The organism is Sphingobium sp. BHU LFT2, from assembly GCF_018604485.1.
Taxonomy (GTDB): domain Bacteria; phylum Pseudomonadota; class Alphaproteobacteria; order Sphingomonadales; family Sphingomonadaceae; genus Sphingobium; species Sphingobium yanoikuyae_A.
The window spans coordinates 1-13,088 of the sequence record NZ_JAFCGW010000036.1 but is presented as its reverse complement, the minus strand read 5'-3'; the positions used below and the strand labels follow the sequence as shown (position 1 = coordinate 13,088).

The following is a 13,088-nucleotide window of genomic DNA, read 5'->3' as shown; positions in this document are numbered from 1 at the left end:
GCCGGCAAGATATTGGCCACGCGACAGCTGTCGACGGGCGACGGCTATAATTCGGAAAATGCGGCGCCTCTGCATTTCGGCCTGAAAACCATGGATGCGGTCAAGGTCGAAGTTACCTGGATGAGCCGCAAGGGGCGCAAGATCCAAACTTTCTCCAATGTGAAGCCAGCGCGCTTTGCGGGCAAATCGCTCATATTCAAGGAACAGTAAGCACGGTGGTCGTAAAGGGCGATGATCAATCTTACATCGCCCCCTTCCAGAGGAGCTGCATTAAGATATCTGCGCGCGGCGATAGGAAACAATCCAGATCGAGGCTCATCAACAGGTCCTAGCGCAAGGCAGGTGCGAGGCACTCTCGAAACACAATCCTGCGCTAGCCCAAAACCGGTCGGTCTGCACCTGAGAAGAAAAAATCAGCTGATGAGCGTCTCCAATGGGTCGACCGCAGAAGCGATGGCGGCGCACCGCTGCTCGGATGGTTTCGGGTTTGATGATCGATTTTCGTCGTCAAGGCAATTTGATGTAAGCGAATCGCATTTTTGCCATCATCAAATGTGCTAGAGAGAGGCAGACGATCATCAAGAATGAGGCTGCCCCGGCTTCATACGATCGGGAGGGCTACACGTTCCCGTCTTGTACCATGAAGGCCGCTTCCCTCCTCAGGCGCTTGATCTGGCCACATTGTTCCCGCTGGTGGGACCTGCCAATGCGGCAGTTGCTCGCTACGAAGGCGTCCTTGCTGGCATTCCCAACCTGGATATCCTGTTGTCGCCACTCACTTCGCGCGAAGCTGTCATCTCCAGCAAGATCGAAGGCACCCAGGTCACCCTTGGCGAAGTCCTCGAATTTGAAGCGCAGGGCCAACTCTTCGACGAAAGCAGCCCCAAGAAGGCCGACGCCCGCGAGGTACTCAATTATCGGGCCGCGCTTCATGAGGCCACGCGGCTCATGGAAAATCTGCCGCTGTCGCATCGAAGCGGCCCATCTGTGCATCCTGAAGCAGCGCCTGAATGCCGGGACGCAGGATGACGCTCGCGCCGGAGATCGCGGCATCCTTATAAGTCGAGACAATGCGCCCACCCTCCCGCTTGGCCTGTTCGCGCCAGATCATGAACTGGTCTTCGATGGACGCAGGGCTCTGCTTGTCGTCGGAATAGCGAGCATATAGAGCGACACGGGTCATATCGGTCTCCTTCGCGGGCGAAACTAACATTAACTGACAGCGTGACCGAATTCCGAGGCCATCAGAGGCTGTTCGCCGGAGATACGTGAAGAGCCTGCCAATGGCGCAGAGCTGGCATGATCCGTCGCAACTTTATCGAGTAATCAATTGGGTCCCGCAATGGCAGATCCTGCGCGGCGTGCCGGACTGCATCAAAGGTGGGAGGGAAGGCGGGGTCGGCACAGGCAAACACGACACGATTGCCCCGCTGTTCGGCGGGGATTGCGATTGCCCGTCCATCAAAGCTCGCGGCGATGCGGCGAACCAGCGTGGGAAATGCTCTGGCGTTATCGCACAAGTTGACAACCAGCAGACCGTGCGAACCGATGCGAGCACGGCAGCTATCATAAAAGGCTTGTTCGCTCAGAGCCGCTGGAAGGCCTTTGTTGTCGAAGCCGTCGATAAGCAGAACGTCCGGGCGTTCCGGTGCCGTGGCCACATAGTCGACGCCATCGCTGCATATCACGCGGAAACGATGATCGTCGGGCGGTATATGAAATTGCTCCCGTAAGCTGATCACCTGCGGATCGATCTCGATCACCGTTATGTCGGTATTTGGTAGGTAGCGATAGCAGGCTTTGGCGAGCGACCCGCCACCCAGCCCAATCATTTCGATCCGTGTTGGATCGGATGAAAACAGCCTGAAACCCATCATCATGCGGGTATAGTCGAATAGGAGATGATCAGGCTCGCTTAGCCGCATAGCGCTCTGAATGGTTGACCAGCCGAACAGCAGAGAAAGCACATCACCAAAGCGAAGCACCATAGGTCCAGCGGGACCGAACGGGGCGTCGAGCATGACCGGGACGTCCTGAGCCGTTTTGTATCGATCTGGAACCCTCGAACCTGGATCGGCACATTCGAGGCGCAAGCCGAAGAGCAGGTCATGCAGCAGTTCAAGATCGACATCGGTAGCAGATGCTGGCGCATCGGTCATTTTCCGACTCCCGTCATCGACGCCGCAAGCGCGACACGGCGATGATGAAGCCAGAAAGCCAGCAGTAGCGCGGCAACGGCAGCGGCCCAGATCGCGTAGTGTCCAACAATCTGATAGCTCGCGGCACCGAGGACCGCACCTGTCACCAGGCCAAGCCAGAGCATCAGATAGGGCAACCATCCAAAGCGGTCTCCGCCCATGAGGGCGGAAAGGAGCCGCTGCCCGAATTTGACCAGAGTCCCCGTTATATAGGTAAGCCCGATCTGCACTTCACCGTCCCGCTCGAACAGCGCATTTTCCGCGCCCATTGCCATCGCCAGCGCCGCTGCCGCCGCCCAGTTCGAGCCCGTGATTGCAAGAAGGGCTGCGATCGTGAGCATGGCGGCGATGAAATACATGAGCGCACTATATCTTGAGCGTTGTACGACCCGGACACATAGCGATCCGAGCATGACGCCAATGACGAACGAGGCAATCAATCCGGCGGCAGTCGCTGCATCTGACAAGTGCGTGCTCAGCCCGACCGCAAGCCGCGTTGAATTGCCGCTCATGAATGATACGAAGAAACCGCCGAGATAAAGAAAACCGAGCGCATCGACATATCCCGCAAGCGTCGCGAAACATGCCGCCAGCCCCCATATCCTTCGATCATACCGGTTCATCTATCACCGTCCGGTGGGGGCGGCGCCTCGTTGCCGGCGACGGAAAGGTCCCTGTCCCATCGCGCCATTTCCTGGGCGTTCAAGGCTTCCACCTGGGTCAGACGCGCCGCGTCCTCAAGTGGGAGCGAATGATGGGCCAGGCCCTTTCGAACGAAATCCTTCAACATCATATTCTGAAGCTCGAGATATCCCCTGAAACGCCGTCGCACTCTCATGAGGTCTATCCATTGCTCAGCCGGTCTGCCGGTAAAAGGCAGGCCGTTATCATGGCGAACGCGTCTTCGGCCCGCTCGCGTTGGGGGATCCGAGGAGGCCAAATCGGCGCGAAGCCATTGCGGGAGCCGCTTGAGCATGCGGGAAACGGTTCGCCATCTGTTGCCGAGTTCATGGCGGATGCCTTCGAAAGGGCCGAGCCGTCAGAATTGCTACTCTTCGCCAACATGACCTCTCACATCGAAAAATAAGCCTTAGCACATTCGAAGTCTATCTGTAAGGTTGAACTGTGACGTTTTATACATCACAAGGGCATATGATTACGTCACAGCAGATGAAGGCGGCGCGTGCCCTGCTCGGGATCGACCAAAAGCAATTGGCCGGGCTGGCAGGCGTATCACTGCCGACGATCCAGCGGATGGAAGCGTCCGACGGACAGGTTCGCGGTGTCGTTGACACGCTCGTCCGGGTCATTTCCGCTTTGGAGCAGGGCGGCGTCGAACTGATCGGCGACGATTCGCCCAGTCAGGGTAGGGGGCGCGGTGTGCGCCTCCGGGAAGTCACCTCTTCCGCGAACAGGACAGACAAGGGTATGAGTGAAAATGCACGAAAGTGACGACTACGTCTATGATGAGGCGAGCGGCGAATGGATGAGCGCCACGGATCTGGCGCACCGGAACGCAGAGGCTGGTCAGGTCGAGGTACGGGACGCCGTTGGGAATTTACTGGCAGATGGGGACAGCGTTACCCTCACCAAGGATTTGACCGTGAAGGGCGCTAACCAGACCCTCAAGCGCGGGACCGTGATCAGATCGATCCGCCTGACTGGCGACCCGCAAGAGATCAATTGTCGATATGATGGCATCAAGGGACTGGTGTTGCGCGCGGAATTTGTGCGCAAGCGCTGATCACATGATCGTGGCTGGGAACGAGTAGGGGAGGGAAAAAAGGCGCGCGACTACATCGGGATCACATTTGGAAGGCATATGAGCGAAGTATTCTACCAGCTCATCGGCGATGCTGCGGGCCGGGCTGCATGTCTGCTGCTTTTCCCCAAAAGCGCTGGCACTGAGCGCAATTCCCGTTTGAAAACCGCGCGGAAACTCGAATATCATGCATAGTCGGTTTTGTAGCGCGCGTCACATCAAACGCAGGGTCGATACAGTTTCCCCCAGTCCTGATGGACTATTCCGTGTCCGCCATGCGTCAGCAATGGTCGGGGCATCGTTCCCGACCATTGCCGCACCAAAGCAAAGCCGATATCAATTCCCTCGATCACGCATGGCCAGACGATCGTCGCACCGCCATCGCATGCCGGTCGCTGCGCTGTGTGGTCAAGGCACTACTCAGGGGAAATTCAGATGATTAACGGTAATGGACATGACATTCCCCAAGCCAGGCTTGGCCCTATGGATTCGGAATTCAACAGTTGAGTACGCCCAATTTCTACAATGAACGCGCTGCGGCGGAACGTATCGCGGCTGAACAGGAGAGCCTTCCACAACGCCGTGAGCAGCATGTCCGCTGCGCCGAGCGATGGGAAGAAATGGCGCAGGCCGCACAAGAGACGGAGCGGCGCATGGCTATCAACGAGGCCGACAAGCGGGCAAAGATATTATCATGACCAGCGCCGGCTTGCAGTTGCCTCCCGACTATCGTCCATCGGCCGATGAGGCGTTCATGAATCCACTGCAGCTGGAATATTTCCGGCAGCGCTTGCTGGCGTGGAAAAGGCAGATTCTGGACGAGGCAGAATCGACGCTGAACGTGCTGCAGATGGAGTCGCTGGGCGAACCGGATCTCAATGATCGCGCCTCGAACGAAACCGATTGGTCTATCGAACTGCGAACGCGCGATCGCCAGCGCAAGGTCATCGCGAAGATCGACGCAGCACTCAGGAGGATCGAGGAAGGCGAATATGGATATTGCGAAGTGACCGGCGAACCCATCTCGCTACGCCGCCTCGAGGCCCGGCCCATCGCGTCGATGACGCTCGAAGCCCAAGAAAAGCATGAGCGCCGAGAGAAAGTGTCGCGCGAGGGATAAGCGTCACGGAAAAGGAATATCAGCCGCCGTTGGCAGAGACGACCCCGGGCAGGATCGCCTTTGAGGCGGCGCACAGGTCCCCGGTGAAGATCGTTCCAAACCTGGCCTGGAATGCGGGCGAGGACGCAAGGCGTGGGTGTTACGATGTAGAGCGATAGTTCGCAAACCGCCCGCGTTTCCGCCGACCTCGAACCATATGATCCAGTAATCTGCCGGCCGATAGGCGCGAAGGAAGCGTCACGGTGGCGCCGGACAATCAACAAAATCCGTACTGTGGACGGGGCAGTCCGCCTGAGATTCCACCAGAGGCGAAGACCTCGGGGATGTCGGAGGACACAGTTTCCGGAAGCTCGGTCATTTTGTTCACAGCCCCCACACCGCCCAGATCGCACTGCGGTAGGGCTAACATATCGGGATCGTTTCTTCCTTCCATGTCGCGGGCTGCAGCACGGTCATCTGTGGCACAGTATCGCCAGGCGCAGACGCCAGCGCGAGCTCCGCACCGACAAGCAGAGCGGCGCGAATAATGCCTGTCCAGGCCGCATCGCCTGACCACGCCACATATCGCGTCACGATTTTACGGTCGTGGGCGCGTCATGCAGGCTTGCGCGACATGGTCCGGCGTCTGCCTGAATGGCGGCGCACTGACTTCTTCCACTGATCCGCAAAGAGGAGAACGCGCGGAAGAGACGCTTGTCGCCATGGTCGGCGCGTCGACAGAATCGCAGCCGACTTCAAGAAAGCGCGGTCGATCCTCGTCCGGCCCTTGACCCTGACATGATGTCAGACCCTATCTCGATGGGTGCAGGAGACTGACTCATGTCCGAATCGAACCACCACGCCACTCATTCGCACGCCCATGCGTGCTGTAACGAGCCTGCGCATGAACGCCGACAAGATACGACCGGTAACGTGGTCGATCCCGTTTGCGGCATGCGGGTCGATCCGGCCGCCGCGGCGCACCACACGGAGCATGCGGGTCAGACCTATCATTTCTGCAGTGACGGCTGCCGCACAAAGTTTATCGCTGATCCGGCGCGATATCTCGGCGACCAGCATCTGAAGCAACCTCAAGCCGCACCCGGATCGGTCTGGACCTGCCCGATGCACGCGCCAAGATCATTCCGGCGCCTGCCTGATCTGCGGTATGGCGCTCGAACCTGCGGTCGCGGAGATGACCAGCGGCCCGAGTGCTGAACTGACCGACATGACGCGGCGCTTCTGGATCGCGCTCGTCCTGGCCTTGCCGGTCTTCATCCTCGAAATTGGGTCACACCTGTTCCCGGCGCTGCATCATCTGGTGCCGATGCGGATATCTGTCTGGGTGCAATGATACTGGCGACACCTGTCGTGCTCTGGGCCGGCGCGCCATTCTTCGCCCGCGGCTGGGCATCGCTGCGTTCGCGCAACCTCAATATATTCACGCTGATCGCTATGGGGAGCGGCGTCGCCTTGGCTTACAGCGTGATCGCGATCTTCGCTCCCGGGCTCTTTCCCGACGCGTTTCATGCCGCAGACGGCAAGGTCGCGGTCTATTTCGAGGCGGCAGCGGTCATCACCGTTCTGGTGCTGCTCGGTCAGATGCTCGAACTGCGCGCACGCGAACGCACATCGGGCGCGATCAAGGCTCTGCTCGGCCTCGCGCCGCGCACGGCCCGGCGCATCCTCTCCGACGATAGCGAGGAGGAAGTGGCGATCGAGGCGATCGTCGTGGGCGACCGGCTGCGTGTGCGTCCGGGAGAGAAAGTACCCGTCGATGGCGAAGTCGAAGCTGGCCGCTCCTCGCTCGACGAGGCAATGGTGACCGGGGAATCGATGCCGATCACAAAGGCGCTGGGCGATCATGTGATCGGCGGCACGCTCAACCAGACCGGCGCGCTCGTTATCCGCACGGATAAAGTCGGGCGCGACACGATGCTGGCTCGAATCGTCCAGATGGTGGCCGACGCGCAACGCTCACGCGCGCCGATCCAGCGCATGGCCGATCAGGTCGCGGGGTGGTTCGTGCCTGCGGTATTGGCCGTTGCTGCCATGGCTTTTGTCGCCTGGGGCATCTGGGGACCCGAGCCTCGGCTGGCCCACGGACTGGTCGCCGCTGTCGCGGTGCTGATCATCGCCTGCCCGTGCGCACTGGCGACTCCCATGTCGATCATGGTCGGCATCGGTCGGGGAGCGGGGCAGGGTGTACTCATCATGAATGCCGAAGCTCTCGAACTGATGGAGAAGATCGATACGCTCGTTGTCGACAAGACGGGAACGCTGACGGAGGGCCGACCAGCCGTCACCTGCATCATTGCGACCGAAGGCCACGAGGAAGATGAGTTGCTCCGATTGGCAGTTGCAGTCGAACGCGCGTCGGAGCATCCGCTTGCCCTGGCGATCGTCGCGGAGGCGGAGGAAAGGGGCATCTGCATTCCATCGGTTGCCGACTTCGACTCCCCCATCGGCAAAGGCGCGACCGGCACGGTCGAGGGCAACCGGATCATCCTCGGCAATGCCGCCTTCCTCACCGAAGCCGGTGTCGAGACAGTCAGCCTAGCGGGAGATGCCGAAGTGCTACGCGGGGATGGTGCAACCGCCATCTATATCTCCATAGGCGGTCGCGCGGCGGGCGTGATCGCGATCGCGGACCGGGTGAAGGCAACCACTGCCGAGGCTATCGCTGCGCTCCGCGACGAGGGCATCGAGATCGTCATGCTGACCGGGGACAACCGTACGACGGCGCAGGCGATCGCGGGAAGCCTCGGCATTGAAAAGGTCGAGGCAGACGTCCTCCCCGACCAGAAGAGCGCGGTAGCTCGGCTCAAGCGCGAAGGCCGCATCGTCGCCATGGCAGGCGACGGGTTCCTCTTAATCTCGCGGTTCCGACAAGATTGGTTCGCCGCTGCAATGCGGTGACGCAGCGCTTCGGTAACGACCGGTGGCATAAGCCGGGAGCCGTGCATCCTTTATCAATTATCGATTGTTATAAAGGTTCGGGGGCTGATGGATGAGGTATCCGCGTGTTTCGTGCCCCGACCGATTCGGCGGTCTTTCGCCGATATTTTACGACACAGGTCCTGTTGCCGATAGGCATTCTGGTCATTGCGGTTGTAGCTGCAGTAGCGCTCGGCCTCCACTGGGCAGCGGGGACCAGCAACGAAGTCTCGCTTCAACGTCAAACCCGAATGACGCGTTTGGTGCTTACCAGCGCCACCGACCGATTGGCGTATGAGCAGCAGAGCGTGGCAGCCTGGAATCAATTGTCCGGCGAATTGGCCAAACCCCGCCTCGATAAAATATGGATCGATGCGGAAATCGGCCAGTGGCTCCATGAGATGTTCAGCCATGATCTGACATTCATTCTGGATACCGACGGCCGGCTTATATATGCCTATGCAAGCGGGCACCCCAACGCAGCGGATAGTTTTCGAAGCGCGCAGGCCGATCTTCGTCCGATGATCGACGCTGTCCGTGGCATTTCGAAGAATGGAGCAATCCCGCGGCAGTCACGCAAGGCGCAGACAACAGCGCTCACGCGCCCGGAGACCATCTACGAAGGTTTCGTCACGGAGGTGGACGGTCGCCCGGCGACAGCCAGCGCCATGCTTATAAGCAGCCAGCCCGCGCCAGTGGGAAAACCTGAACCCATACTTGTAAGCGTGCGCTTTCTTGATGGCGCGTATCTGCGCCAAATTGCGGCTTGGGCAATGATCGATGGTCTTCGCTTCTCGATGGAGCCGAAGGCACATCGGGGGGAAACGATGGTCGCGTTCAGCGACAAAACGGGGCGAAAGATCGGTTACTTTTTCTGGAAGCCGGAATTACCCGGCACGCAGATTGAAAAGGTTCTGGCACCGATCGCAGCGTTCGTCATTTTGATCATGGTTGGGATGATGGGCCTTCTTGCCCGCTCGCTCTGGCGATCTGGCCGCCAGCTTTCGACCGCGATAGTGGATCTGCGTGCCAGCGAGGCGCAGGCCCAGCACCTCGCTTTCCACGACGTACTGACCGGACTTCCCAACCGCGCCATGTTTCACGACAGACTCGAGCAAGCGTTGGCAAGAGCCCGTCGCGGCCATCCTTGCGCGATTCTGGCGCTCGACCTCGATCGCTTCAAGCAGGTCAATGATACCTTGGGCCATGCTGCAGGCGACACACTGATTCGCGAGTTCGCACAGCGACTGGCAGAGATTGTCCGCACAACCGACACCGTGGCCCGTATCGGTGGCGACGAGTTTTCCGTTTTGCTGTGTGATGCAAATCGGCGCAAGGACCTCGAACAACTGTGCGATCGCGTCCTAGCGACAGTGCGTGAGCCGTTCGAAATTCTCGGCAGCAAGGTCTTTGTCGGTGTCAGCATCGGCGTCGTGCTCGTGCCGGAGGCGGGCACCGACCGCGGTGACCTGATCCGCAAGGCGGATATCGCTTTGTATCGCGCCAAGAGCGAAGGGCGCGATCGTTACCGTATCTTCACGCCCTTAATGGATGAAACGGTCAAGCTGCGCAGCGAGATCGAGGAGGAACTGCGTCATGCGATCATCAGCGGCGGCGAACTTGAAGTATATTATCAACCAGAAGTCGAAGCGGGAACGCAGCGGATCGTCGGCATGGAGGCGTTGCTACGGTGGAATCATCCCGTCAGGGGTATGATCCCACCCGATCAATTCATTCCGATCGCCGAGGAAACTGGCCTTATAGTGCAACTTGGAGAATGGGTTTTGGCCGTCGCCTGCCGCATGGCGCGGGCGTGGCCCGATATCTTCGTCGCGGTCAATCTCTCGGCGGTACAGTTCCGCTCTGCCGACCTTGCGACGCGCATCATCGATATAGCCCGCGCGGAAGGATGCGATCCAGCCAGGATTGAACTGGAGATCACCGAAGGCGTACTTTTGGATGAGGACCATATTGCACGAGGCATATTGCAAACGCTGCGGGAAGCCGGCTTCCGCATCGCACTTGACGACTTTGGCACCGGCTATTCAAGTCTCAGCTATCTCCGCCAATTCAAGGTCGACAAAATCAAAATCGACCGGTCGTTCATCCAGAATCTGGGTCACGATCACGAGGCGGCGGCAATCGTGACGTCCGTGGTCACGCTGGGGCATGCGATGGGATTGACCGTCACGGCCGAAGGCGTCGAGAGCCGCAATCAGATGCAGCTGCTCCATGCAGCTGGGTGCAATGAGCTCCAAGGCTATCTCTTCTCGCGCGCCCTTCCAGCAGCAGCCATTGTGGAAATCCTAGCAGGCCGGCAGCGTCTCCACGACGTCGCATAGCGCGATTTGTTTCCCCGATTGTCGAACTGCTCATTCGGAACTGAGTGAGTCGTTTAAGGCGCGGCGATCATGGGCATCCAGTTTGATTTCGGATCCCGCATGCCGTGCCCGCAATCTTGCAAAGGGCGCTTTTCTGATCCTCTATGAGATCACGGAAGGTATATGCAGGGGGTGTGCCACGCTTCATATCGAAGACTTGCCCCAAGACCGGGATCGGCCTCGGGGCAGCTTAGTCAAAGACGATCTGGGGCGTAGGTAGCGCGTTCGCGAGCTACTTCATCGGCGGAATATGCCGGCACGTTCTCGTCAAATGTTGACCATCCGCTCTCGCGATAAACACGGCCGCGCTCCTGGATGTCTACAACGCGCGTGCGATCCAGAACCGCTTTAACCTCCTGAACTCGGTCATCCGGTACCTTCGCGCTCAACAACGTGCCACCTCGACGCACGCCTTCTGCATAGACATGCGCGTCGTCGTCCGAATGCCCTGCATTTTTCAGCGCGCCTACAATACCGCCAGTAACGGCTCCGCCGGCCGCGCCGATGCCGGCACCTGCCGCTGTTGCCGCAAGCCACCCGGCAGCGACAATCGGACCAAGCCCAGGGATGGCGAGGAGGCCGAGACCGGCAAGGAGCCCGCCGGCGCCGCCCAGAACCGCGCCCGTGGAAACGCCGCGCGTGACGTCGCCATCCTCATTGATCCCTTCATCATGGTCGCCGTGATGCTTGTCTGCATTGTTGGCGACGATGCTGAGATCATCGTGGGAAATACCGATTGCTTCGAGCTCGCACACGGCGGCTGATGCGTCCGCATAATTATCGAACAGATGTGTGATGGTCTTTGACATGCTAACTCTCCTTCAACCCGATTTTCAGCGGCGAGTGATGTTGCCCTTGTAATCAAGGGCCACGGAGTGGCGCTTGCCGTTCTTAGTGGCGGTAGCGTACCAGAGCCCATCCTTCTTCCAGACCTTCGTCACATTCCTGTAACCGGCCTTGGCGAAGCGGCCTCGTGCCTGATCCTCAGTAAATGAGTTGGCCCCACGCGCGGGCGACGCCACCTGATGGGGTGCGCCATTCTTAGTCGCAGGGTTATGCGCCCCGGCCTGATGGCTTTGAGCACCGGCGGAGGTAGCGAGTAGAACGACGCCCGCAGCGAGGGGAATGTATTTAAGCATGAGGCTCTCCTGATTTTCTGCAGTACCTTAACGGCTCAACCGGAACTCTGGCTCCCGCGCCCCTGATATTTTCGTGCTGAGAGTTTCATACTGAGAAAAAGGTTTGCGTGATTGCGGTCTGTCGCATTGGCCGTCTCGGCCAGCGAGGCCGACCCGTTTTGGGGCACCATCGTCTAAAGGCTTCGTGTCACCAGGTTGGCCGGATTCTGTCCTGCGTCCATCGAAGGTCGATACCCATATCGGCCATGACGATTGGCGTTCAGATAGGAGCGGGTAGGCGGGGCAAGGAATTGGCTCGCAGCAGAAAGGCGCGCGTACCCGGCCGCCATGATCGTTATCGCTCTAAACCCATAACCATACCCGGACGAGCGCGCGGTAGGAGAGACGATGGCAGGCGCATCATATGGCGGCTGGCACATAGGCGTCGCCCTCGTTATGAAGGCGTTGGGGCGAAGCGGAAAAGCTTGCGCCACGATATGGCGCAGTGATGAACAGAACAGAAACTTCTCCCATCCTCGATCGGCTGCTAGCATGGTCATTACGTCGTAACTGGCCGGCCACGATCAGGCTTTCTTTGGCGTGCGCGGTCCTGGTCGCCACCGCCGCCTTCCGGGTCTATTGCGTCACTGATCTGCTGCCCTATCTTCTGTTCATCCCTGTCGTTCTTATCATCACGCTGGTGATGGGAAGATCGACCGGTATCTTTTCTGTCTGGCTATCGGCTTTGCTGGCCGCAGCGACGCTGGCACATATGTCCCTGCGCTGGTGGCTCACGCCAACACAATGGGCGGCGACGATTCTTTATGCGGCGGTCATGACGGCAGTCACACTGGTCGCGGCGGAACTGCGCGCATCCCTGCTGCGAGCCCGACTGCTGATGGAGGACCTGGCGGTCGCAAATCAGCGTCTGTCAGAGCATGAGCAGCAGTTGCGCCTTATCAACCAGGAACTGGGCCATCGCCTCAAGAACCAGCTGGCCGTCGTCCAGGCTGTTGCCAGCCAGACCTTACGCCAGTCCGTCGACATGAAGTCCGCCGGAGAAGCACTCAGCTTTCGCCTCGCCGCATTGGCGCAGGCGACGGACATGCTGACTGCCGCCGAGTGGAAACCGGCCGACCTGCGCGATCTGGCTCAGACCGTTCTCGCCAGCCATGCCGGCCTTTCCGACCGTGTGCATCTTTCCGGGCCGGCGATCCATTTCGACGCGCAAGTGGCTTTGGGACTGACGCTCGCCCTGCACGAGCTTATGACCAATGCGACCAAATATGGCGCGCTATCCAACGACCAGGGACACATCGATCTGCATTGGGCACTTGAACCGGCCGATCAGTCGCAGCAGCAGCGTTTCCGCCTGACGTGGCGGGAACTGGGTGGGCCACCGGTTGTTCCCCCGTCGCGTCGAGGGTTCGGGTCGGTGATGATCGAGCGATCGCTTCGATCCTACCTCAAAGGACAGACCTCGGTAGACTATGCTCCTGGCGGGCTAGTGTTCAAAATAGATGCGCCGTGGAAGGCGGTGCCAGTACAGAGCGAGCAGACATTCTGATGACAGCGGACATAAGCGAACGTACG

The 13,088-nt window shown here is 59.5% G+C and carries 14 protein-coding genes and 1 pseudogene; 10 read left to right on the top strand and 5 right to left on the bottom strand.

From position 1 onward, the window contains the following. Together JQK15_RS25790 and JQK15_RS25785 are read left to right on the top strand one after the other, a co-directional pair. Positions 1-210, top strand: a 210-nt coding sequence (locus JQK15_RS25790) for an ASPIC/UnbV domain-containing protein (protein WP_214869390.1), incomplete at its 5' end; no start/stop codon positions are given. Positions 211-633: 423 nt separating this feature from the next. Next, complete coding sequence (locus JQK15_RS25785; protein WP_251008062.1) at positions 634-1,029, top strand: Fic/DOC family N-terminal domain-containing protein; 396 nt, start codon at positions 634-636, stop codon at positions 1,027-1,029. On the opposite strand, the gene JQK15_RS25780 is transcribed toward JQK15_RS25785, so the two are convergent. From JQK15_RS25780 to JQK15_RS25770, 3 genes are all read right to left on the bottom strand, one after another. After that, the gene (locus JQK15_RS25780) at positions 947-1,183 is read right to left on the bottom strand and encodes a recombinase family protein (RefSeq protein ID WP_214869388.1); all 237 of its coding nucleotides are present in this window, start codon (positions 1,181-1,183) and stop codon (positions 947-949) included. The genes JQK15_RS25785 and JQK15_RS25780 overlap by 83 nt on opposite strands. Before the next feature lie 61 nt (positions 1,184-1,244). Next, a complete protein-coding gene (locus JQK15_RS25775) occupies positions 1,245-2,159 on the bottom strand; it encodes a fused MFS/spermidine synthase (RefSeq protein ID WP_214869386.1) in 915 nt (304 codons plus the stop codon). After that, positions 2,156-2,821, bottom strand: a complete 666-nt coding sequence (locus JQK15_RS25770) for a YoaK family protein (protein WP_214869383.1) — start codon at positions 2,819-2,821, stop codon at positions 2,156-2,158. Before JQK15_RS25770 ends, JQK15_RS25775 begins: the two co-directional genes overlap by 4 nt. A 128-nt stretch (positions 2,822-2,949) precedes the next feature. Here JQK15_RS25770 and JQK15_RS25765 point away from each other — a divergent pair, with 128 nt between their 5' ends. From JQK15_RS25765 to JQK15_RS25735, 7 genes and pseudogenes are all read left to right on the top strand, one after another. Then, positions 2,950-3,285, top strand: coding sequence for a hypothetical protein (locus tag JQK15_RS25765; protein WP_214869381.1), 336 nt, complete (start codon positions 2,950-2,952; stop codon positions 3,283-3,285). 65 nt (positions 3,286-3,350) lie between these two features. Beyond that, the gene (locus JQK15_RS25760) at positions 3,351-3,650 is read left to right on the top strand and encodes a helix-turn-helix domain-containing protein (protein ID WP_214869379.1); all 300 of its coding nucleotides are present in this window, start codon (positions 3,351-3,353) and stop codon (positions 3,648-3,650) included. After that, positions 3,637-3,942 (top strand): alkylphosphonate utilization protein, encoded by a 306-nt coding sequence (locus tag JQK15_RS25755; protein ID WP_214869377.1) that lies wholly within the window; start codon positions 3,637-3,639, stop codon positions 3,940-3,942. Before JQK15_RS25760 ends, JQK15_RS25755 begins: the two co-directional genes overlap by 14 nt. Before the next feature lie 521 nt (positions 3,943-4,463). Then, positions 4,464-4,658: a hypothetical protein gene (locus JQK15_RS25750; protein WP_214869375.1), complete on the top strand. Its 195-nt coding sequence runs from the start codon at positions 4,464-4,466 to the stop codon at positions 4,656-4,658. Next, positions 4,655-5,080, top strand: coding sequence for an RNA polymerase-binding protein DksA (gene dksA / locus JQK15_RS25745; RefSeq protein WP_214869373.1), 426 nt, complete (start codon positions 4,655-4,657; stop codon positions 5,078-5,080). The genes JQK15_RS25750 and dksA overlap by 4 nt, the downstream gene beginning before the upstream one ends. A gap of 819 nt (positions 5,081-5,899) precedes the next feature. Beyond that, positions 5,900-7,924, top strand: a pseudogene (locus JQK15_RS25740) (heavy metal translocating P-type ATPase); the annotation flags it as partial. 158 nt (positions 7,925-8,082) lie between these two features. Beyond that, on the top strand, positions 8,083-10,338 hold the full coding sequence (locus JQK15_RS25735; RefSeq protein ID WP_214869365.1) for a bifunctional diguanylate cyclase/phosphodiesterase: 2,256 nt from the start codon (positions 8,083-8,085) through the stop codon (positions 10,336-10,338). 233 nt (positions 10,339-10,571) lie between these two features. Here JQK15_RS25735 and JQK15_RS25730 read toward each other — a convergent pair whose 3' ends face one another. Both JQK15_RS25730 and JQK15_RS25725 read right to left on the bottom strand, forming a co-directional pair. Beyond that, positions 10,572-11,186: a hypothetical protein gene (locus JQK15_RS25730; RefSeq protein ID WP_214869363.1), complete on the bottom strand. Its 615-nt coding sequence runs from the start codon at positions 11,184-11,186 to the stop codon at positions 10,572-10,574. Between the two features lie 24 nt (positions 11,187-11,210). Next, a complete protein-coding gene (locus JQK15_RS25725) occupies positions 11,211-11,516 on the bottom strand; it encodes a hypothetical protein (protein WP_214869361.1) in 306 nt (101 codons plus the stop codon). Positions 11,517-12,003: 487 nt separating this feature from the next. Here JQK15_RS25725 and JQK15_RS25720 point away from each other — a divergent pair, with 487 nt between their 5' ends. Next, positions 12,004-13,062, top strand: coding sequence for a sensor histidine kinase (locus JQK15_RS25720; RefSeq protein ID WP_214869359.1), 1,059 nt, complete (start codon positions 12,004-12,006; stop codon positions 13,060-13,062). The last annotated feature ends 26 nt before the right edge of the window (positions 13,063-13,088 follow it).